Origin of the sequence: Neobacillus soli NBRC 102451, assembly GCF_001591665.1 — a bacterium.
GTDB lineage: Bacteria > Bacillota > Bacilli > Bacillales > Cytobacillaceae > Neobacillus > Neobacillus soli.
This window is the reverse complement of the sequence record NZ_BCVI01000039.1, coordinates 148,979-170,432: the sequence shown is the minus strand read 5'-3', so window position 1 is coordinate 170,432 and position 21,454 is coordinate 148,979. Positions and strand designations below refer to the sequence as shown.

Genomic DNA, 21,454 nt, shown 5'->3' with positions numbered 1-21,454 from the left:
CTCAATGGTCTATGTCATTTTTTTATTCTTGATTCAAATATAATATATGGGCACCGTCGAAGAAAAATAGGTAGCGTTCACTTACTTTCCTTTTCCAAATCTGTTCGATTGCCTTTGTATATAAGTTAATTTGGAGCCTATATCTATCTTCCAGGATTGGTTTAGCTTGTTCGAAGCCGCCCTTATACCGGTCAGTAATTCCATCCGATTTATAATCAATCAAAACTAGGCCGTTTTCATCCTCAAAGACGCAATCAATAATCCCTTGAACAAACACGGATTCATCTTCATCCGTCCATGACGGGTAAACCTCATGGGCAGGCATGGAGAGCGTGAAAGGAATTTCCCTGTTAATTACTTTAGCATTGAAATATCTTTTCCCTAGCTCTGATTGAAAGAATTGAACGATCAAACGTCGATCAATAACGTCAGCTTGCTCATGTGTCAGCAATTCATTGTTAACCATCGATATTAATTGTTCCGCAATCGATTCTTCACTAACTGCTTTTGTCAAATCTACATGCTGCATTACTAGATGCATAGCTGTCCCCCGTTCAGCAGGGGTTAATTGTTTTTCCTGCATAAACTTGGGCCGTTTTAGAATGGATTGTTTAAATTTATGAACAAGGTCTGTACCGCTTTGTTCATCAGCAATTTCCTGCCCTCGTTTTATTTCAGAAACCGATTGCTTCGAATGATGGGTCGCAGCGTTGGGGTAGGAATATTTCCAAGCTAAGCGCGACTTAATTTCTTCATCAAAAGGTGACTTTACGGGAACCTTTGCCCCTGTTTGAACCATTTCCAGGAATTGATCTTCTTCCATTTCTAAGGCTATTTCCTGACTTGTAATTTCTTCAGCACTAAGTAGTGAAATTTTCCAGGAAGAGGGATGGCCCGTGATTTCCTCTGGAACAAGGACATTGGTTTCTCCCGTAACTCTTAATTCTCCGCAGTCGTGATGACGAATAAGTGCAGGACCAATCCAATCGATATAGCTCATCGCAGATGCCCGCTCATAATCCTTTAGCAGCCATTCGGTATTCGCGGAAACGTCATTCCATTGGTCGATTTTTTTCGCCGCATCCTTTAATGTGGCTGTCACATACAGCCTTTCTTTCGCCCTCGTCATCGCCACATATAACACGCGCATTTCTTCCGCGAGCATTTCCATTTTCTTTTTTCGCTTAAAAGCTATTTGCGGCAACGATGGATAGGAAATTCTTTTCTCCACATTTACATACTTGGCAGCAAATCCATATTCTTTATCGAGCATATATGATTTGCGAATATCGGCGATATTAAAGTTTCGCGCCATCCCCGCCATGAATACGACGGGAAATTCAAGTCCTTTACTGCTATGGATGGTCATAACCCGAACAACATCCTCTTGCTCACCAAGTGCCCTTGCTGCCCCGAGGTCGTTCCCTCTTTCGATCATTCGCTCGATAAAACGTAAAAAGCGGAATAAGCCGCGAAAGGAGGTTTGTTCGTATTGGCGCGCTCGATCGTATAAGGCCCGTAAATTGGCTTGGCGCTGCTTCCCTCCTGGCAGGCCGCCTACAAAATCATAAAACTGTGTGTCGCTGTATAACTGCCAAATTAATTCCGAAAGTGAGCCTTGTCTTGCCATTGACCGCCATTCTGTCAGTGAATCATAAAAATGGCGGACTTTTTCAAAAAAAGCCTCTGTCGTTTCGTCTGTTTTGCTCCGGCAAAAAGCGGAAACCGCCTCCCAAAAAGTACCTCGCTTCTGATGGATGCGAATTTTCGAAAGCTCTTCTTCGTTTAGTCCGATAATCGGCGAACGTAGTACAGATGCTAATGGGATATCTTGGTATGGATTATCGATAACCTTGAGCAGCGACATCATGATGGCCACTTCGGTTGCTTCAAAATAACCAGTTGAAAGGTTTGCGTAAACGGGTATCCCTTGCTGCTTGAACTCTTCGATGATTTGTGGTGCCCAGGTCATCGAACGGAGCAGGATCACCACATCCCGATACATCAAGGGTCGATTCGATTTTGATTTCGTATTATATACAGGAGCACCGCTCGATACCAATTCCTTTATCTTAGCTGCCATTACCCGCGCTTCTAATTGTGATTGTTCGAGGTCTAAAACATCAAATTCTAGCGCCTCGGTCTCAGTCTCTGCTGATGCATCTGACGGCTTTTCTGTCTTTTCCGCGTTTTGATCAATTAGCAGAAGTTCGACAGGAAATGGCTCATCCTCTGGATACGGTGCACCGGTACGTAACTCTGCCGCCTCATCGTACTCGATTTCACCCACCTTAACTCCCATGATTTGTTTAAATAAATAATTTGTCGCCTCAAGTACTTCCTTCCGGCTTCTAAAATTACGAGCTAAGTCAATGCGCAATCCGGATGGTTCACCGTCAACAGTAAAACGATTATACTTTCCTAAAAAGAGGTTAGGCTCAGCCAATCGAAACCGGTAAATTGATTGCTTGACATCACCGACCATAAACAGGTTGCCATTCCGCTCATCTTCTTTCGTTACCAGCTTTAGGATTGTCTCCTGGACCATATTTGTATCTTGGTATTCATCACAATAGACCTCTATAAAATGCCTTCGATACGCTAAGGCTGCTTCAGATGGAAGGAATTGTCCCTCAGGCGAGCTTTCATCTTTCAAAATTTCAAGGCAGTAATGCTCCAAATCTGCATAGTCAACAAGCCCTTTTTCCCTTTTTACCCTTTCAAAACGCTTAGAAAATCCTTTTACAAGCTGGACAAGCGTGTCGACTAATGGAAGCATCTCCTCCATATCACGTAAAAAGCTTTCCGGCTTACGGGAGAAGAGTTCTTCTTTAATGTCTTGAATTTTCTTCTTTGCTTTGTCACGCAAATTTTGAGCTTTATCTGTCAGCTCTTTATCATAATGGTCGCCCTTCACCTGTTTTGCCCTTGAAAAAGAACAGGTCTGCATCGCCTGATAAAGTGCCGACCATGAGTCCCGCTGCGCTAATATAAGCGTATCAATGACGTTTAGGTCATCCAAAAAGCTTTCCGCTTTTGGTGCCGGACCGCCTGGAAGCTTTGTTAGCTCTAATCCCCGCTTAATCATATCCTTAGCTGCTTCTAGCTGCAATTCAATATCAAAAAGGAGTGCCTTAATAAAAGGGAGTTCTTCTAAATTTGTGATTGCGCCAACATCATACATGTCAATAATTGAGTGCAAATATTGCTCCGGCATAGGGTTTGAACGGGCAAAATCGTAAATAGACCGAACAATATCCCTTAATGCATCGTCACTGCGATCACTTGTAAACGAATCAACCAATTTGAAAAAGGGCTCATTATCTTTTTTCCCATATTCGTCTTCAAAGAGTTCCTCCATTACCTCATCTCTGATTAATTGCGCCTCTGTTTCATCGGCAATTCTAAAACCAGGGTCCACTTCGATTAAGTAATAATATTTACGGATAACCTCCATGCAAAAGGAATGAAGCGTAGAAATAGATGCTTTATTCAATAAGCTAAGCTGTTTTCTTAAATGGCGGGACTTTGGATCCTCATCAATCGCTTTATCTAGCGCTTCACCAATCCGATGCCTCATTTCCGCTGCCGAGGCATTTGTAAATGTCACTACCAATAATTCATCGACATTGATTGGGTCTTCCACCGAAAGGATTTTTTGGATAATCCTTTCCACTAGGACAGCCGTTTTCCCCGAGCCGGCTGCGGCCGCAACGAGGATATCCTTATTTTTCGCCATAATTGCTTTCCACTGGTCTGCTGTCCAGGTAACATTTTCAGGCATTGGCGGAATCAGAAAATTACTCATCACGGTGTACCTCCTCCCGAATTAACTCAAGGACCTTTTCGTTTGAAAGCGGTGTAAGAACTCGATATGGATCGCTTTCAACCAATACATCTATTTGGCAAACTGATTTATAAGGGCAAAATGTGCAGGCTGTTTTATCTTTTCGTTTATATGGATCAATTTCCACATGCCCATCAATAATGGCGTTCCCCGATTTTTGATACAAGTCTCTGACATAATGTCTTAAATCGTTAAAATTCTCCATACTTGCTACTTTAGAGCGCTTCGTTAAATTTCCATCTTTTTTGATACCAGCTGAAATAATTTGTGAATCTCCGGATTCAAGCGTTTGATCCATCAGCCTAATCACATTTTGATCATTTAGTAATAAGCCATTCATTTTGAACTTCTTCATGATTTCCTTTTCAATCTCATCCATTGTAAGCATTCTTTTTGAGCTAATCAGTGGATTATGAACATGGAAATAAAGAACACCTGCAGGGCTCGCCTCCATCTCGACTAATTCTTTTGAATAGGTCATGACAATATCCAAATACGTTACCATCTGCAAGGAAAGACCATAATATACATCGCTCAAATCCACATCTTTTTCACTGGATTTATAATCAATGACCCGTAAAAAGACATGGTCGTCATCGCCCTTGGCTTGATCGACCCTGTCAATCCGTCCGGCTAGTTCCATTCGCTTACCATTTTTCAATGCAAAGCTTAATGGCGGCAGCTTTGCATTTGCTCCAAAGCCCAATTCCAATCCAATTGGCGAGAACCCGCTGACTTTTGCATGTTCACTCAATACGAGGGAGGCACGGGTAATAATTTGTTCCAATTTCCGTTTGATATAATGATGACGCTCCGAGCTCAGCAAAATTTCATTTTGCAATCTTGGTGCTAAGGCATTGACGGCCTCTCTCGACAATTCCTCACATTGCTGCTTAGAAAGCCCTGCCCAAGAAATCCTCCGCTCATTGACAGTATCCGAAATATGTTTAATGGCTGCATGAAATAATTCTCCAATATCAGGGGCTTCCAAACGATAGATTTGCCGCTCGCGCAGCTTTAATCCATGCTGGACGAAATGGGTAAAGGCACAGCTGTTAAATAATTCCATTCTTGATACACTCGCCTGAATGGTTTCTCCATACAATTCATCCGCCGTCTGTTTTGAAAGCTGGATCGTCCTATTCATGTAAAAAAGGCTTGAAAATACCTTTTGAGCCTTTTCCTTTCCAGAACTCTCAAGATAATAGTTATAAACATCCCACCATAGGACGGAAATGGGGTAATGCCGTTTTTTCAATTGCAGCTGTGCATTGAGATAGGATAATGTAGTTGTAAAGTTAGAAACAAAGCTTAGCTGATCTGCTTCCGGTAATTCAGCAGGGTCTGTGACATAATACCGCTCACTTGCCTCTGGAAACATATCTCTTATTCTCTTAATATACGAAGAAGGAATTAACGCTTTTCCTTCTTCATTGGCGAGCGGATAGCTGATATAGAGCATATCAGATGGTGCTGTAAAGGCCTTATAGGCTAGAAAGTTTTCATCGAGCAAGCGTGTACGGCTGCTTGGTGCGACATTGATACCCGCGGTAACCAGCATTTCCCGGTCTTCGTCAGAAAGGATTCCTTCATCTGTGATTTTTGCAGGCAATACTCCTTCAGTAACTCCCACCATGAAGGTCACCTTGATGTCCGTCAGCCTTGACTTTTCAAAATCACCAATCAAAACCTGATCCAATGCTGGAGGGATAAGCGAAAAATGTAAGGATTCAAACCCAGCCTCTAAAACAGCGGCAAATGACTTTACCGTATTGGGCTCGTCTCCAAGGATTTCGACATATTGGTCCAGAAGGTCAATAACCGCATTCCACACTTGTTCATGCTCTCGCATCTTAATAAGATCGCCTTTTGCCTCAGCGTCAGTTTTCCAGGCTTCCAGCTTTGCTGGAATATCCAATTCTTCCAAAAATAAATAGATAGCTTCACAAAGCTTCCTCCCTGAGTCGGCTTTTTTCAATCGTCTTGAAAGCCGTAGGATTGGTGCAGTTACCATGAGCTTTAATTCATTTAACTCTTGTTCCATCTTTTTTTCAGCATCCGTTTGGATAGTTGCCTCTAATTCCAGCCCTCTAAAACGCCGGTATCTCCAACGATCCTTTTTCGTCCATTTACTTCCGTTTATCCCGTAGGCCAGCACATAGTTTTCGAGCCTGTCCATCTTCTCACGCATTTTTACAGGACTTTCCTGCAGGGGGTATATTAATTCCGTCTTAATCATTCTGAAAACTGATTCATAGCGCCAATAAGTATTAATCACTTCAAGGCTTGAGCGAATTAATTCAATAAGCGGATGATTTAGCATAGTCCTTTTTTGATCGATAAAATAAGGAAGCTGATAATCGTTGAAAACAGGTTCAACAATATCATGATAGTCCCCGCCATTTCTAATTAATAACGCGATATCCCGATATCGGTAACCCTTTGACTGAACTAAATGGCGAATTTCTCGTGCAATGCCTTCAATCTCTGCACGTCGATTGGCTGCTTGGCAAATATTAATGCCTGTCCCGCCATAAAATGAGATAACCGGGCGGGCATCAAAGTTTTTCTCTAAATGCGATAATGAAGGCTGATTCCATTTTTTTTGTTCTTTTAGAATTACTGGCTGATCCATTCCAATGCCTTCAGCCCTTGCTAAATCATAGATGTTATAGCAGGTCTCACCCGAGGCGCGGAATAAATCAAGCTCGTCCGGTGCGGAATCAAAAAATAAGCGTTCTGTCGTCACCGCGATTGACACACGTTTACAATGCTTCATTAATTCCGCCATCACTCGATATTCCTGCGGTGAGAATTGATAAAAACCGTCAATATAGATTTCGGCCTCTTTTAAGTAAGCGGAGGCTGATATTTTCTCCGCTAGGAGGCGAAAGTAATCTTCTGAATCAATGTATTTTCCAAAGACCTCGTCTTCAAATTTCTGATAGATAAGTTCCAAATCATTTAATTTATCGTGTAGTGCTTTTGAAACGGATGTTTCACCACCGAATTGTAATGAACCTTGGATGATCTCCTCCGGTCGGATACAATATCGTTTAAATTCGGTGATCATTTGCTCTACTTGTTGGACAAATCCATTCTTATCTGCGGCCCGCTGGAAAAGCTTTAGCTGCTCCTTTTGATCATCAATAATTTTGCGGATTAACATACTCATCCCAACGCTGCTTAAATGGATTCGGCTAATACCGCCCGTTTCCTGCAGTATTCGCCACGCCAAACGGGAAAAGCTATATACCTGAGCACGAATCATGCCGCCGCTTGCCGTCTGCGCTGCCAAGCGATATTCTGATGAAAACGTCATCTGGTCAGGAACGATATAAATAATTGGCGGGCCTTCTGGGTTTTCCTCAAGCCGTATCCGTATTTCATCAAGAAACATCGCTGTTTTACCGGTTCCTGACCGTCCACTTACCATTCTTAGAGACATAAGATTAACCTCTCTTCTCTCAAAAACTCTTATCTCTCATTCTACCATATTATAAGCACAAACGTTTGGATTAACTCGAATAGATTATCACCAAAAATGGTAATTCTATGATTTAATCAGAAAAAAAACACGACCTTTATTATCGTGCTTTCCCCTAGAAAATATATTTAAAAATGAATATCCATTTCATTTAATGGCCAGTAGCGTAAATCAACTTTTCCGACAACCTGGTTTGCCGAGATGAAACCAAATTGACGGCTGTCCCAGCTCCCTAATCGATTATCACCAAGGACAAATAATTTTCCATCCGGGACCTTATTTTCACCGGTAATTTCTTTCAAACTAAAATCACCAGTTATCTTAATGCCAGGTGATGACTGTTTATAGACATTTAAAAATGACTCCTCATACTTGTGTCCGTTAACATACAAGCGATCGTCGCGATATTCAATTCTATCCCCCGGCAACCCGATGATTCGTTTGACAAAATCCTCCTTGGAATTGGCATGAAAAACAATGACATCAAATCTATTTAATTCCCCAACCTGATAACCTAGTTTATTGACAACCAGCTTATTCCCATCCTGGAGTGTCGGCATCATCGATTCGCCTTCTACTATATAATTTGAAAAGAAGAATGTACGTATAAAAGCAAAAATAATGATTCCTATTGCAAACGCCTTAACCCATTCCATACCTTCCCTTTTCCATTCAATCTTCATTAAGACTCCTCCTTTTCTCCTGCTCTTTGTTTCTATCTATTTCTTCATTATGGTCAGTTTCTGTACCCTTATTCAATCTAACTTCAATTCTTTTACCAGCATACCAAAGAATGAAAATAACAAATAAAACCATGACCGTTCGAAAAGGCTTTGTAATCAATGACTGTATATCATAACCAATAAAGCTAATGGTAAAAATCATCACCATTTTCCCGATACACACAGCCAGCATATATTGGGCTGTACTTATTTTCGAAAGACCAGCAACAATGTTTACGACCGCGGAGGGGGTAAATGGGAAGCATAGCAGTAAAAAGAGTGGACCAAACCCATGACGTTCCACCCAATCCATCAGTTTGCGGACTTTCGGATGCTTGGACAAAAAAGAAAATAACCTTTTCTGCCCATACCTTCTTATTAGTAAAAAAACAAGCAATGCCCCGATGCAAGCTCCAAGCCATGAGTATAAAAATCCTAACCAGAGTCCAAAGGCGCTTGCATTGGCCATTACAAATATAAACAAGGGGAGAAACGGCAAAAATGCTTCAAGGACAATCAGCAATATGCCAGGTAAAGGGCCGAGGGCTCGATATTCCTGTATGAGACTCATTATATGTTCAAGTGTAAACCAAGCTTTTAGCGATTCAAAGTCCATACTTTTTTCCCCTTTAATTATTTTTCTCACACTTATAGCAAGTGAATTGTTTACTTTGTAATAAATTGATGGAGTGCCTGTTTATTTTTTTCAACATCGATATCTAATACGGCTCCTTCCCCCTGTATTCGCGGCTCCGTAAAACTGTTCTCGACTGGAATTCGTAATGCAGCGATATTCCCTCTTTTGTCTGAAAAGAAATCCTTACCCATAAATAAAATGTCTGAAGTATTCATGTTTGTATTCACATAAGGTGTGAGGACGCCTATTAGCTTAGGGAGCTTCGTAATGGTTTGCAAACCGCTTAATTGATTTCCAATCGCCTTTACAGCTTTTTGCTGGCGTTCCACCCGTCCAAAATCGCCGATGGCATCATGGCGGAAGCGGACATAACCAAGCATTTGTTTGCCATTTAGTCTTTGAAGACCCGGCTCTAACTTCGTATTAATATTTTTTGACATTTTCTTTTCCACATCAATTTCCACACCATTAGGGAAGGCCTCATCAATCAGCTGAACAAATCCCTGAAAATCAGCAATTGCAAAATATTGGAGATCGATATCAAAATTTTGTTTGATTGTTTTTCTCATTAATTCTGGACCTCCACGTGCAAAAGCGGAATTGATCTTATGCTTGCCATGCCCCGGGATTTCCACGTAACTATCCCTCATTATCGAAGTTAATTTGAATGTTCCTTTGTCTTCGTTATAATGAGCAATCATGATGGTGTCTGCACGGGATTTCTCCTTTCCACGGGCATCACTTCCAAGCAATAGGACATTCGTATCCCCATACTGATCCTTCTGGCCCTTAAAGGTATAGACGACATCTGCCTCTTTATTATCCTTATTTAACTTTTTTAACGATTGATTGACACCTTGTTTAAATTGAAAATAAGCATACCCAACGCCTGCACCGATTAGCAGCAAAAAGATAAGCAAAATAGCCGGCCATCGTCTTTTTTTCTTACCCTGATATTTATCAGCTCTCATATATTTATACCCCATTCGTTGATGTTTTTTTATCTTTACCTTATATTTCATTTTTTTTAGGTATCCTCATTTAATTCATTTTCCCCTAACGGATATCCTTCTATCATAAAAAACTTTCTCATATTTTGGCTTTAATTTGCAACAAAGAAAGCTTGCCATTTTGGACAAGCTTTTGTGAGAGAAAAGTTCTATTGCTTTTGCCGCTGTTTTTTTGTAAAATAAATTAAGAACATTTGTTCGAAAATATAGGAAGGTGCGGATGGTAAGATGAGCAGAATTCCGGAGGATGATCGCGACATAATGGAGAAAGCTATGTATTTACCCATGGTTCTAATCGTCTTAAACCGAGATTTATCCGTTGTGGAAAATAGTCCATTTAAATTAAAGAAGCCTTATTTGGATTTGATTGAAGATACGATGAAGGAAATACAAAAGGAACTTGCTGAAGTGAAGCAGTATATGAAGAAGAATAAACTTCAAGTCATTGAAACAAAACGGGACGATGCTTTTACGATGTACATGTTTATTTATAAGGGCTATGAAGAAAATCATAATTACTTTAATCCAAGAATTCGAAATAAGGTCCAAGAATTAATGGAGGCCTACTTATTAAAAAAACATCAATCCCGTTAAAAAGGTTAAAATAGTGCTCTTATTTCGGATCGTTTAAATAAAACTCACTACTTTCCGAGGCCTTAAGGGATTTTGGTCTGTACTGCAAATAAAATAACTTTCTCTCATTATTTTCAATTCGCTGCAAAAGTTTTGTTTTTAAAAAGGAAGTTCGTAACATTTGTGTATTGATTGTACTAAAGGAAACTGGAAAAACGTATGATTTTTTATTTTGAAAAAAGACCTTAGTTTGTTGCGCTGCCAATCGAAGATAATCCTCGACATGCTCTAAAGAAATCCAAATACACTCTGGGTCACCCGGTGATTTGGTTGGAAAAAAATAGATATGTGTTGTTGGTTCAATGACAATTGGGATTTTTCGTGAATAGCCAATTAATTGCCGGGTCCCCCTCTTTCGGCTATCGTAATCGACACCATAATACTTGCAGCTATTTTTAATGATATCCAAAGGTTTAAGGGGAGACAAAAATTCATCTTTGATTTCTACAATAAGTGTATAAATTTTACCTCCGTATTCCACTGGTTTCAAAAACATCGTGCAGGAATTCACCTCATAATCATGGATTACATTTTTCTTCAATACAATCAACTCCTTTTTATTTTATCCACCATATCTTACCACCTTTGGTAATCAAATTTCTCCAACTTTCGGAATTGTTGCTAATTTATTCACAAAATCTATGTCAAGAAAATATTTATCGGAAAATTGTAAAAATTATTGATATTCTTTTAAAAAATCCATATAATTAAAAAAAGCATCAGAGGTGATTTTCATGAATGAAAAATCATACACGGAATTGATGAAGCTTGGTGCCATGAAACGCAATCAAAAGAAGGAGAACTTCGTCCAAGATCTATACATCGAAATGCTCTTATCCGAAATCCAACTAACAGTTGAAAAGGAAAAATTATTACGGAAAATTGACTTGGCCATTGATGGTCGAGACAAAAAAGAATTTCTCCTTTTATCCGGGCGGCTTAAAGACGTTAACAAACGATTTGGAACGTAAGAAAAGCGCAAGCGCCCTGGTCAGCGGCGTATGGCCTGGACCGCTCCAACTGAGATAAAGGAAACACGAAGAGACGGAGGTGATTCGATGTTGACTTATCGTAGGGCGGAGAGCAAAGGACACTAGCCGCTAGGGCGCTGGAGCTAGACAATACTTAAAGTCGAAAATTATATACTTTTTAAATGAGATGAACCGTCACATTTTGACGGTTTTTTTGTTATAAAAGGATTCAAATAGGCTGAAAACGTGCAGATTGCTTTCAGCCTATTTGAATTTTTTATTTATTTCGATGCTCAACTTCATATTCCTCCAGCATGGAGATACGATCAAGCATGGAAGGATGAGAATAACGGAAAACTTTCACTAACAGCGGCGGTTTCACCTGACTTAAACCAGAACGAGTTAATTCTTGAAAAGATGTGATTGCAGCTTCAGGATTTTTTGTCATGTTAATCGCATATCTGTCCGCCCGTGTTTCCTGATAACGGGATGCAAGATTTGTTAAAGGACTTGAAGCAAACAAAAGTATGGAAAGTATCATAAAAAATAACGGCAGCGAGCGAATATCCCTTACATCTGTAATTTTCAGTTCTTTCCCCCAACGCCTTGTCGCCCAATTCATTAGTCTATAAGTGAAGTACAGCCCAAGCAATGAGAGAAGCAGGTATCCGCCAATGCCGAAATAAATATGCTTTTCGACATAATGGCACATTTCATGGGCCATTATGAATAAAATTTGGTTGTCTGTTAGTTTATTTAAGGTGGTATCCCAAAGGACAATCCGGGCATTGGAGCCAATCCCGGTTACATAAGCATTTAAAGAATTAGTTTTATCTGCCATATTTACTTCAAATACATGCTTGGCGGGAATCTGCGCCTTTTCTGCAAGCGTTAGAATTTTTGTTTCGAGTTCCTTGTTTTTCAAGGGATAAAAATCATTGTATAACGGGTCGATCACCACAGGCTGGAGAAACATCATAAATAAGGTAAACGGAATGGAGAGCAGCCACCCGTAAAGCCACCAACGCTTTTTGCTTTTCTTCATGAGCCAGTATAAAACCGGAACAATAATCAGCCAGGTTCCATAATTAATCCAAAAGTCAATCAACTCATCCTTCATCCAGGAAGGGAAGGTCTGCGTCGAAACATTATACGTTTTTGCTAAAGAATAACTAATATAGCTTATCGGAAAGGTTGCCAAAAAGGCGAAAAAAGATAACCAGATTAGATAGATGGCTGTTTGAAGCAGCTTATATTTAGAAGAACTTTCCGCCCAGCGCTTGAACGCCCTTGAAAAGCCAAATAATAAAATCAGGAAGTAGAAAAGCCATTCTAACGGAGTGGCTAAGAAAAACAAAAGATTTCTTATTTTTGAATACTCTTCGCTCAACATGAGTTCCCTTCCATTGAAGAAGGTGCTTGGGTCTGCTTTTGATCCTTCATATTCGAAGGGCAGTTTCGTATCGGCAAAATAGAATAAATACCAATAAAAAAACAATCCATATAGGACGTAGCCCAAAACCGCATAGACGCCCATCTTTCTTACCATAGTATTTCCTCCTTTGTGTACAGGCTCGCTATTCTTAGTTTAGTTAAAAAACGATGTTTTAGAACTAGACAATGAAAAAAGCCAGTTCAACAACCGGCTTACATAAGATACGAGTATAGGGCAAGGACCGTTATCGATCCAAGTACAACAACGATTACATTGGCACCTAAAAAGGCAGCAATAAATGCCGCGGCAGCACCTAGCACACCATACCAGACATCACCCTTTTGAATGAAGAGGATAGCTGGAAAGATTAACGCACCCAGTGTGGCATATGGGACATTTTTTAACACCCCTTGAATAAATGGCGGAAGTTCCTTCCCCTTAAATAGAACAAATGGCAGCATCCGGGGAATATAGGTAACCAAACCCATTCCGATAATCATCCAAACAATTTCAGTCTTCATGGTTTACACCTCTATACCTCGTTTTAATCACTTCAGCTATTTCAATGATCATGCTTGCCAATAGAGTGGCTGTAACAATTGCCCAGCCTTGAGCCATGACGTGACCAATGGTAAAAATCGAGTTAAAGACCGCACCCAGCAGCGCTAAAAAAATCACTTTTGCACTTCTTTTCATTGATGGGACTAAGAGTCCAATAAACATCGCATAAAGAGCCACTCCCATGCTTTCCTGTAATGTCTGTGGAAGGCTGGCTCCGATAAGATGACCAACTCCGGAACAAACCACCCAGCTAAAATAGGACACCGAGATAACCCCAAACATGAAGCCTGTTGTAGCTTTCCCTTCTTTTGTTGCCACAACCGAAAATGTTTCATCAGTAATACCAAAAGAATAAACTAGCTTATTGATTAAATGGTCCTCTTCACATTTTTCATTTAATGATGTGCTCATTAGAAAATGCCGTATATTGACAATGAACGTCGTTAAAATAATTTCGAATATGCCAGTTCCATAGGCGATTAGGCTTAATGAAATATATTGCGATGCACCTGCAAACACAATCAGACTCATCAAAACCGTTTCATAAATGGACAGCCCTGAGGTTTTGGCGAGGAGACCAAACGTCAGGGCAATCGGAAAATAACCAATCCCGATGCTTATCCCTGCCTGGAGACCTCTTTTAAATTCGGACGATTCTCTCCCTATTGCTAAATCCGCCAACTTAATTCTCCCCTTGTTTCAAATTAACTCATTTAAGAATAGATTTTAGCAAATTTTCTGTAAAAGTGAAACAAAAAAACATGGCAAGGAGCTGCCATGTTTACTTACCTTTAAAAATAGGTTTTCTTTTTTCCGAGAAGGCTTTTAATGCTTCGATTCGGTCTTCTGTTGGGAGGGTCACTTCGTATGCCTTTCGTTCAATTTGAAGCCCTGTGTTTAAGTCTGCATTCATTCCATTTTTTATCGCAAACTTCGCTTGCTGCAATGCGATCGGACCATTGGCAAGTAATTGGGAGCAAAACCCAAGACTCCCAGCCAGTAAATCCTTCCGTTCAACAACCTTTGTTAGCAGCCCATAAGAAAATGCCTCGTCAGCAGACAAGCGCCGTGCGGTCAAGATGAGCTCCAATGCCTTCGCCTGGCCAATAAGCCTTGGAAGACGCTGCGTCCCTCCTGCGCCCGGTATAATCGCCAGACTCGTCTCCGTAAGCCCCATTACGGCTTCTCTTGCCGCAAAACGAAAATCGCAGGCCAAGGCAAGCTCCATTCCGCCGCCAAAGGCAAAGCCATTGATTGCTGCGATTGTCGGCTGCGGGAGCGAATCGATCGCTGAAAAAACCTCATTAATTTTGTAAAGGTTTCGCATCACTTGTTGATTAGTTAGCGTTTTTCTTTCTTTCAAATCTGCACCAACGCTGAATGCTTTTTCACCGGCACCAATAAATATGACAGCCCGAACCTCTGGATTGATCCGCATTTCTTCCACTTTGTTCTGTAATTCAAGCAATGTCTCATAATTAAAGGCATTGAGTGAATCAGCCCGATTAATGGTAACGACCGCCACATGTTCTATTACCTCTAGTAAAATTTGCTCCACCTTACTCCCCCTCAAATTATCTTTCAAAAAGCAGGCTAAAATGACCTGCCCTTCATAATAAAATATAAATTACTTACCGACCATTTGGGTGATCTGATTCTTTAGGGCACGTCTTAAGATTTTCCCAGTTGTATTCTTTGGCAATTCTTCTAAAAATTCAATCACGGATGGTACTTTATATTTAGCAAGATGCTCTTTACAATAGTCAAGCACTTGTTCCTTGCTCAGCTGTGGATTTTTGCTAACTACATAGGCACTTACTGCCTCGCCCTGGTTAGGGTCCGGAACACCGAGAACGGCCACTTCGACCACATCCGGATGATTGTAAATAACCTCTTCTACTTCACGTGGATAGACGTTATACCCGCCAACGATGATTAAATCTTTCTTCCGATCAACAATATAAAAATATCCATCTTCATCCATCTTTGCTATATCACCGGTGTAAAGCCATCCATCACGAAGGGCCGCAGCGGATTCTTCAGGCATTTTATAATAACCCTTCATGACATTCGGACCGCGAACAATAAGCTCACCAGCCTCACCAACAGGAACCTCTTCTCCTAACTCGTTCACGATTTTATTTTCAACACGAAGGATCGATGTCCCGATTGAACCAGGCTTGCGCGGGCGGTCTAGAGGGTTAAAGCTAGTAACCGGTGATGCCTCAGATAATCCATACCCTTCAGAAACCAACACATTAAATTTCTGTTCGAAATTCTTTAATAATGCGACCGGAAGCGCGGACCCGCCTGAAATGCATAAGCGTAATGATTTCAAATCCTCTGGATCTCCTTCTGGATTCTGATAGAGGAAATTATACATGGTCGGGACACCGGCAAAAACAGTCGCCTGATAATCTTTGATTAGCCCAAACGTTTCCTTCGGACTAAATCTTGGTGCAATTAATAATGTTGCACCAAATAATAACGGGGCATTTAGGGCAACTGTCAAGCAGAAAACATGGAACATTGGCAGGACTGTGACTACCTTATCTTCTGTATTCATTTTTAAATATTCACCAACATCTTTGGCATTACTGAATAAATTCTTATGGGTTAACATCGCCCCCTTCGGTTTTCCAGTTGTTCCAGATGTATAAAGAATGATGGCTGTATCCTCCTCCTGAAGCTCAGGACCCTGAAAAGCTAAATCTCCAGATGAAACCACACTTGTAAACGATTTCATTTTTGGATAAACTAAAAGATTTTTAATTTCAGATTGTACTAGGCTGCTAGGCTTTGTTTCACAGAAAATGTAGTGCTCTATTTTTGGAAGGAAACTATGCATTTTTTCCGCTAATGGTACAGCCAAGTCCAGGGCTACAACTGCCTTAACATCGCCGTTATTTAATATGTAACCAATTTCATCTGCCGTGTAAATAGGGTTAACAGGAATCACGGTTACCCCTAGCCGTAATGCCCCGTATAAACTAATCACAAAGTGTGGTGAGTTCCCCAACAATAACGCGATGTGATCCCCTTGTTTGATCCCTAACTTTTCAAGTCCTGATGCAAATTTCGTAATTGCCACATCCAGTTCAGCATAGGTGCTGGCTTGGCCCATAAAATGATAGGCAGATCTAGTGGCAAAGCGCTTGGCTGTTTCATGAAGCTGTGATGAAAGATTCATAATTCTCCCCCTAATATGAATGAATACTCATTCATAAATTCGTAAAAATTTTCTAAATATATTATATTGCTAGAAATATAAGTATTCAAGTATAATACTCGAAAATTTCAGAAAAATAAGGAAAGCAGAAGCGAACAGCTATCAGATATCCCTTTATGAACAAAAGGCGGAAGCGCCCGTTTAGCGGCGTATGGACTGGAGCGCTTTGACTGAGATAAAGGAAACACGGAGAGCGGAGTGCATCCGATGTTGACTTATCGTAGGGAAAAGAGCGAAGTCCACTAGCCGCTGGGTGCTGAAGCTGGATTCAGATAACTAATTCAAAGTTATCCACACTAAATTATTTTATAAATTCCTGGTGTACATCTAAAAAACACAGCGTCGTTAAACGCTGTGTCTCTTCTTAATAGATTAAGTTTATGAACTCTTCCTTCGATACATTACCAAAATAATGGGTGGTATCGGCGTCTACAAGTGCCTTCTCTATTTCCTCTTTTTCATACCGAATCCCTTGTAACCTGTTTTCGATTTCACTTACATCGCCAACACCAAAAAAGTCACCGTAGATTTTACAATTTTCAATGATTCCTTTATTCACCTCGAGACGTACATCAATCGAACCGACAGGGAAGCGGTGAGAGTGCTGCAGATTGAACCTTGGTGATTTGCCGTAGTTCCATTCCCAGTTTTGATAGCGTTCCTTTGATAGCTGATGAATTTTTTCCCAATCTTCTTCCGTCAGCACATATTCGGATATTTCTTCTTTTCCATCAAAAATGTATTTTAAGATTAAGGACCGGAACTCTTCAATATTAATCTTTTCTGTCAGAAACTCAGAAATATTGGCAACGCGGCTGCGAATCGATTTAATCCCTTTTGATTCAATCTTATCTTTCTTTACCTTTAATGCCGATACGACGTGGTCCATTTCCGAATCGAACAGAAGCGTTCCATGGCTGAACATTCTGCCTCTAGTCGAAAATTGGGCATTTCCAGAAATTTTTCTTCCTTCTGCTAATAAATCATTCCTGCCGCTCAACTCTGCGTTTACTCCTAATTTTTGCAGTGCAGCTACCACTGGCTCGGTGAATTTGCGGAAGTTATGAAAGCTTTCCCCATCATCCTTTGTAATAAAACTAAAATTCAAATTGCCAAGATCATGATAAACGGCTCCCCCTCCAGACAATCTCCGGACAACGTGAATACCATTGTTCTCAACATACTCGGTATTAATTTCTTCAATCGTATTTTGGTTTTTGCCAATGATAATCGACGGTTCATTTATGTAAAATAATAAATACGTTTCATTTATATCAAGGTTTTTCAATGCATATTCTTCAATAGCCAGGTTAATGCGCGGATCGGTGATGCCTTTATTATCGATAAATAACATACTACTCTTCTCCTTCTTATAATGAAATAGATTGAAATTCGTCTGCCAGCTTAATTATACCAGTAAATTCACGCGATGCCTCGGCAATTAAATCGGATAAATTTCCGTAATGAGGAAGGTGTGTGAGAATTAATTGCTTTACAGCGGCTCTGTGCGCGAACTTTCCTGCATCGATACTGTTCATATGTCCAGCTGACTTACCGTTTTGATGTCCATAGAAATTACATTCGCACAATAACACATCAGCATTGCGACTGAACTCGATAAACTCGTCCTTAAAGGAACTGTCAGCCGTATAGACGAGTACTTTACCACCTGCTTCAATTCTCATTGCATAGCATGGGACGGGATGGTCTGTTTTTAGAAACGAAACTTGAAAGGGTCCGACCGTGAGAACCTCGTTTAGATTATAGGCAATTCCTTTCGTGATCTTCTTATAGGTTAATTTGCCAAATTCACTTTCATCAAATTGATGCCCATAAAGAGGCAAGGCCGGAAATTCCTTTCCCAAGAAGCCTTGGATTAATCTTGCATGCTGCAGGACGCCAATATCGGCGATGTAATCTGGATGATAGTGGGAAATTAAAACCGCATCAAGGTCTTCCGGCTGAATAATATTTTGCAGCTTAGCGAGAACCCCGCTTCCACAATCAATTAATAATTGAAAACCCTCATGTTCAAGCAAATAGCCAGAGCTTGCGGCGTTTTGTTTCGGATAGCCGCCCCAAAAACCTATTATTGTTAGTTTCATGTATACTCCTCCATCTCAGGTAGAATCTCTCTTTACTATACTCAAAAAACAGGAAAAAACCAGCCAAATCATAAAGGCTGGTTTAATATCTTATTCACTTACTAAATGATTACTTTGATGTTTGGTTACGTGTCTATGCCTCATTGTAAAGTAAGCGATCGTTACAAGAGCAAATGCTGCAAAGAAGCTTAATAAAATGATGATATTTTGCCACATGAAGCTATAATCACCGCTTGAAATCACTGCCTTAAAGCCTTGAACCGAATACGTCATCGGCAGGAATGCATTAAAGTGTTGAAGGAAATTTGGAATTAATTCAAGCGGGAATGTCCCTGCACTTGTCGTTAATTGTAAAATTAATACGATAATCGCGATAAAACGTCCCGCATCCGCAAATACCGAAACAAGCATCTGAATTAAAGCGATAAAAGCTAAACTTGTAATAATCGAGAGTAAAATGAATTTCGGTACACTTTGCACATCAAGACCTAAACCTCCCAGAAGGATAATGTCTGCAAGCAAGGCTTGGAAGATCCCAACACCCGCCATAATCGAAAATTTGCTTACAAACCAATTAAATCCGCTTGATGGGACAACCGCTGTATCGCGCAGTGGGAATACAATCGATAAGAGTAGTGCACCAACAAACAAGCCTAATGACAGAAAGTATGGTGCAAAACCTGTTCCATAGTTTGGTACATGATTTATATTTTCACTATCAAGTTTTACTGGTTTAGAGATCATATTAAAGGTTTTATCATCTGCATGGACCTTAGAAGCTTCATTAGCACCATCTGAAAGCTTATCAGCTAACTCCTTAGCACCGTCAGCAAGCTTTGTCGTACCATCTTTTAATTGGACCGAACCATCAGCTAACTGACCCGTGCCAGAAGTAATGGCAGATGCGCCTGCAGTTAATTGATTCATTCCGTTTGAAAGATCGGAGGCCCCGTTTTTGAGATCATTGGAACCTGATGCTAATTTCCCTGCACCTGTTGATAATGCATCGGATCCAGCGGCAAGCTGATTCATACCTGTTAATAAATCATATGCACCTGTTTTCAGGGTGCTTGAGCCTGTAGCTAACTGTCCAGTCCCCTCATTTAAGGCATTAGAACCATCCGTTAACTGCTTCATTCCGTTCGCGAGAACTGAAGAGCCGCTAGCTAGTTGATCCCCGCCAGCTTTTGCTTCTGTAAATTTCTCGCCAAATAACTTCATTTGACTTACAAATGTATCCTGACCGCTAACAAGCTTATTAGCGCCGCCTTCAAGTAATTGACTGCCATCAGACAGTTTAGATACTCCGGCTTGCAAGGCCTTTTGACCATCATTTAAATCAGCAAGTTTTGTTGATAATTGACCCGCGCCTGCCGAAAGCTGGCCAGCTGCATCTGATAAACCTTTGGTTCCCACTTTCAACTGAGCACTGCCGGCTTCTAAATCATTTAATGACTTCACAAGCTCCACTTTTTTGTCCTCTGGCAAAGCATCTAATAAAGGCATCATTTGGCTTAGCTGATCCTTTAATGCTGCAATCCCCTGATTTAATTGGTCAGCCCCAGCTGATGCGCCATTAGATTTCTCTTGCCATTCACTTAATTTTGTTGATAGATCTTGGGCTCCTGTCTGAATCTTTTCAGTTCCGTCAACAAGTTTTGGCAGTTCACCGTTCATCGTTTGAATTCCAGTTTTGGCTTCTTGAATACCAGCTTGTAATTGTTCCCCGCCATCTTTAAGTTGCATGGAAGCTGTTTCTAGCTGGTGATGACCTCCGAGAAGCTGCCCAAGGCCCTCGTTTAGGCTTTTACTGCCTTTTTCCACATTTTTAGCACCAGAATCTGCTGTTTTCATCCCATTGTTGAACTCAGCCGATTTTTTGGACATCGTTGCAAGACCATTATCCAAATCCTTTGCACCGGAAGCTAATTTATTTGCACCGGAATCCGCTGTGGTCATACCATTATCAAATTCAATTGATTTTTTTGCCAGCGTAACAAGGCCGTTATACAGCTCCTGTGAACCGGAGGCGAGTTTATTTGAGCCTGCGTCCGCCGTATTCATTCCGTCTTTAAATTCAATTGATTTCTCTGCAAGTGTTGCAAGGCCCTTATTTAAATCTTTGGATCCTTTATTTAAATCCTCAGAACCATCACTTAATTTACCCGCACCGTCACTTGCTTTTACAACGCCATCTGAAAGCTGATTAATTTTTTCAAATATCGTTTCAGCGTAGGTTTCTGTCACTTTTTCAGCAACAGCTGTTTTAATCTTTTCGGCAGCTGTTCCACCAATTTGCGCTGACAGGAAGTTATAACCTTCATTTGGCGTATAAATCAGCTCCAACTTTTTCGGCTTCTCATCCATTAAAGTGGTGGCATTCTCCGAAAAGTCCTTAGGGATTTCGATAACCATATAATACTTTTGGTCTTTTAGGTTATCATAGCCCTCTTTCTTGTCGACAAATTCAAAACCGAATTGCTTATTTTTCTTTAACTTAGAAACTAAGTCATCCCCAAGCTTTAGATGATCCCCATCAAGTGTTGCCCCCGCATCTTCGTTGACAACAGCGACAGGCAGTTCAGTAAGCTTGTCATATGGGTCCCAAAACGCCCAGAGAAACATTCCAGCATACATTACTGGTACAAACATAACAGCAATAATCGGGATTAAGATTTTTTTATTTTTGAAAATAGCAAAAAGCTCTTCCTTTAATAAAATGTTTTTCACTAAGATGCCTCCTTTTCGCATTGACTACTTTGTTCATTTGGTCATTTATTTTTTAAAAATAAGGACTATCAATTGATAACCCTTTGA

The 21,454-nt window shown here is 40.5% G+C and carries 16 protein-coding genes; 2 read left to right on the top strand and 14 right to left on the bottom strand.

All coding sequences use genetic code 11. The annotated features are described in order from the left end of the window. Nucleotides 1-22: 22 nt before the first annotated feature. The 5 genes from addA to BSO02S_RS14345 all read right to left on the bottom strand — a co-directional run bounded on the left by addA (nucleotide 23) and on the right by BSO02S_RS14345 (nucleotide 9,664). A complete protein-coding gene (addA, locus tag BSO02S_RS14365) occupies nucleotides 23-3,808 on the bottom strand; it encodes a helicase-exonuclease AddAB subunit AddA (RefSeq protein WP_066068431.1) in 3,786 nt (1,261 codons plus the stop codon). Beyond that, the gene (gene addB / locus BSO02S_RS14360) at nucleotides 3,801-7,295 is read right to left on the bottom strand and encodes a helicase-exonuclease AddAB subunit AddB (protein WP_066068428.1); all 3,495 of its coding nucleotides are present in this window, start codon (nucleotides 7,293-7,295) and stop codon (nucleotides 3,801-3,803) included. Before addB ends, addA begins: the two co-directional genes overlap by 8 nt. Before the next feature lie 167 nt (nucleotides 7,296-7,462). Next, the gene (gene lepB / locus BSO02S_RS14355; protein ID WP_066068424.1) at nucleotides 7,463-8,017 is read right to left on the bottom strand and encodes a signal peptidase I; all 555 of its coding nucleotides are present in this window, start codon (nucleotides 8,015-8,017) and stop codon (nucleotides 7,463-7,465) included. After that, nucleotides 8,007-8,672, bottom strand: coding sequence for a TVP38/TMEM64 family protein (locus BSO02S_RS14350; RefSeq protein ID WP_066068420.1), 666 nt, complete (start codon nucleotides 8,670-8,672; stop codon nucleotides 8,007-8,009). Before BSO02S_RS14350 ends, lepB begins: the two co-directional genes overlap by 11 nt. A gap of 50 nt (nucleotides 8,673-8,722) precedes the next feature. Further along, entirely contained in the window at nucleotides 8,723-9,664 is a 942-nt protein-coding gene (locus tag BSO02S_RS14345) for an LCP family protein (RefSeq protein ID WP_066068416.1), read from the bottom strand. Nucleotides 9,665-9,931: 267 nt separating this feature from the next. Between BSO02S_RS14345 and BSO02S_RS14340 the strand changes: the two genes are divergently transcribed. Next, nucleotides 9,932-10,297 carry a YhjD family protein gene (locus tag BSO02S_RS14340; RefSeq protein ID WP_066068413.1) on the top strand — a complete coding sequence of 122 codons (366 nt, stop codon included), beginning with the start codon at nucleotides 9,932-9,934 and terminating at the stop codon, nucleotides 10,295-10,297. Nucleotides 10,298-10,316: 19 nt separating this feature from the next. On the opposite strand, the gene BSO02S_RS14335 is transcribed toward BSO02S_RS14340, so the two are convergent. After that, on the bottom strand, nucleotides 10,317-10,877 hold the full coding sequence (locus BSO02S_RS14335) for a competence protein ComK (protein WP_235846925.1): 561 nt from the start codon (nucleotides 10,875-10,877) through the stop codon (nucleotides 10,317-10,319). Between the two features lie 193 nt (nucleotides 10,878-11,070). Between BSO02S_RS14335 and BSO02S_RS14330 the strand changes: the two genes are divergently transcribed. Then, nucleotides 11,071-11,307: an IDEAL domain-containing protein gene (locus BSO02S_RS14330; protein ID WP_066068410.1), complete on the top strand. Its 237-nt coding sequence runs from the start codon at nucleotides 11,071-11,073 to the stop codon at nucleotides 11,305-11,307. Between the two features lie 277 nt (nucleotides 11,308-11,584). On the opposite strand, the gene BSO02S_RS14325 is transcribed toward BSO02S_RS14330, so the two are convergent. From BSO02S_RS14325 to BSO02S_RS14290, 8 genes are all read right to left on the bottom strand, one after another. After that, nucleotides 11,585-12,856: a M48 family metallopeptidase gene (locus BSO02S_RS14325; protein WP_066068407.1), complete on the bottom strand. Its 1,272-nt coding sequence runs from the start codon at nucleotides 12,854-12,856 to the stop codon at nucleotides 11,585-11,587. Between the two features lie 98 nt (nucleotides 12,857-12,954). Then, nucleotides 12,955-13,263, bottom strand: coding sequence for an AzlD domain-containing protein (locus BSO02S_RS14320; RefSeq protein WP_066068404.1), 309 nt, complete (start codon nucleotides 13,261-13,263; stop codon nucleotides 12,955-12,957). Further along, nucleotides 13,253-13,984 (bottom strand): AzlC family ABC transporter permease, encoded by a 732-nt coding sequence (locus BSO02S_RS14315; protein WP_066068401.1) that lies wholly within the window; start codon nucleotides 13,982-13,984, stop codon nucleotides 13,253-13,255. The genes BSO02S_RS14320 and BSO02S_RS14315 overlap by 11 nt, the downstream gene beginning before the upstream one ends. Nucleotides 13,985-14,084: 100 nt before the next feature. Then, on the bottom strand, nucleotides 14,085-14,861 hold the full coding sequence (locus tag BSO02S_RS14310) for an enoyl-CoA hydratase-related protein (protein WP_066068398.1): 777 nt from the start codon (nucleotides 14,859-14,861) through the stop codon (nucleotides 14,085-14,087). A 69-nt stretch (nucleotides 14,862-14,930) separates the two neighbouring features. Next, nucleotides 14,931-16,493, bottom strand: coding sequence for a fatty acid--CoA ligase family protein (locus BSO02S_RS14305; protein ID WP_066068395.1), 1,563 nt, complete (start codon nucleotides 16,491-16,493; stop codon nucleotides 14,931-14,933). Between the two features lie 403 nt (nucleotides 16,494-16,896). Next, complete coding sequence (gene lplA / locus BSO02S_RS14300) at nucleotides 16,897-17,886, bottom strand: lipoate--protein ligase (RefSeq protein ID WP_066068392.1); 990 nt, start codon at nucleotides 17,884-17,886, stop codon at nucleotides 16,897-16,899. A gap of 16 nt (nucleotides 17,887-17,902) precedes the next feature. Beyond that, on the bottom strand, nucleotides 17,903-18,637 hold the full coding sequence (locus tag BSO02S_RS14295; RefSeq protein ID WP_066068390.1) for an MBL fold metallo-hydrolase: 735 nt from the start codon (nucleotides 18,635-18,637) through the stop codon (nucleotides 17,903-17,905). A 90-nt stretch (nucleotides 18,638-18,727) separates the two neighbouring features. Then, nucleotides 18,728-21,367, bottom strand: a complete 2,640-nt coding sequence (locus BSO02S_RS14290) for a YhgE/Pip domain-containing protein (protein WP_066068387.1) — start codon at nucleotides 21,365-21,367, stop codon at nucleotides 18,728-18,730. Nucleotides 21,368-21,454: the final 87 nt, after the last annotated feature.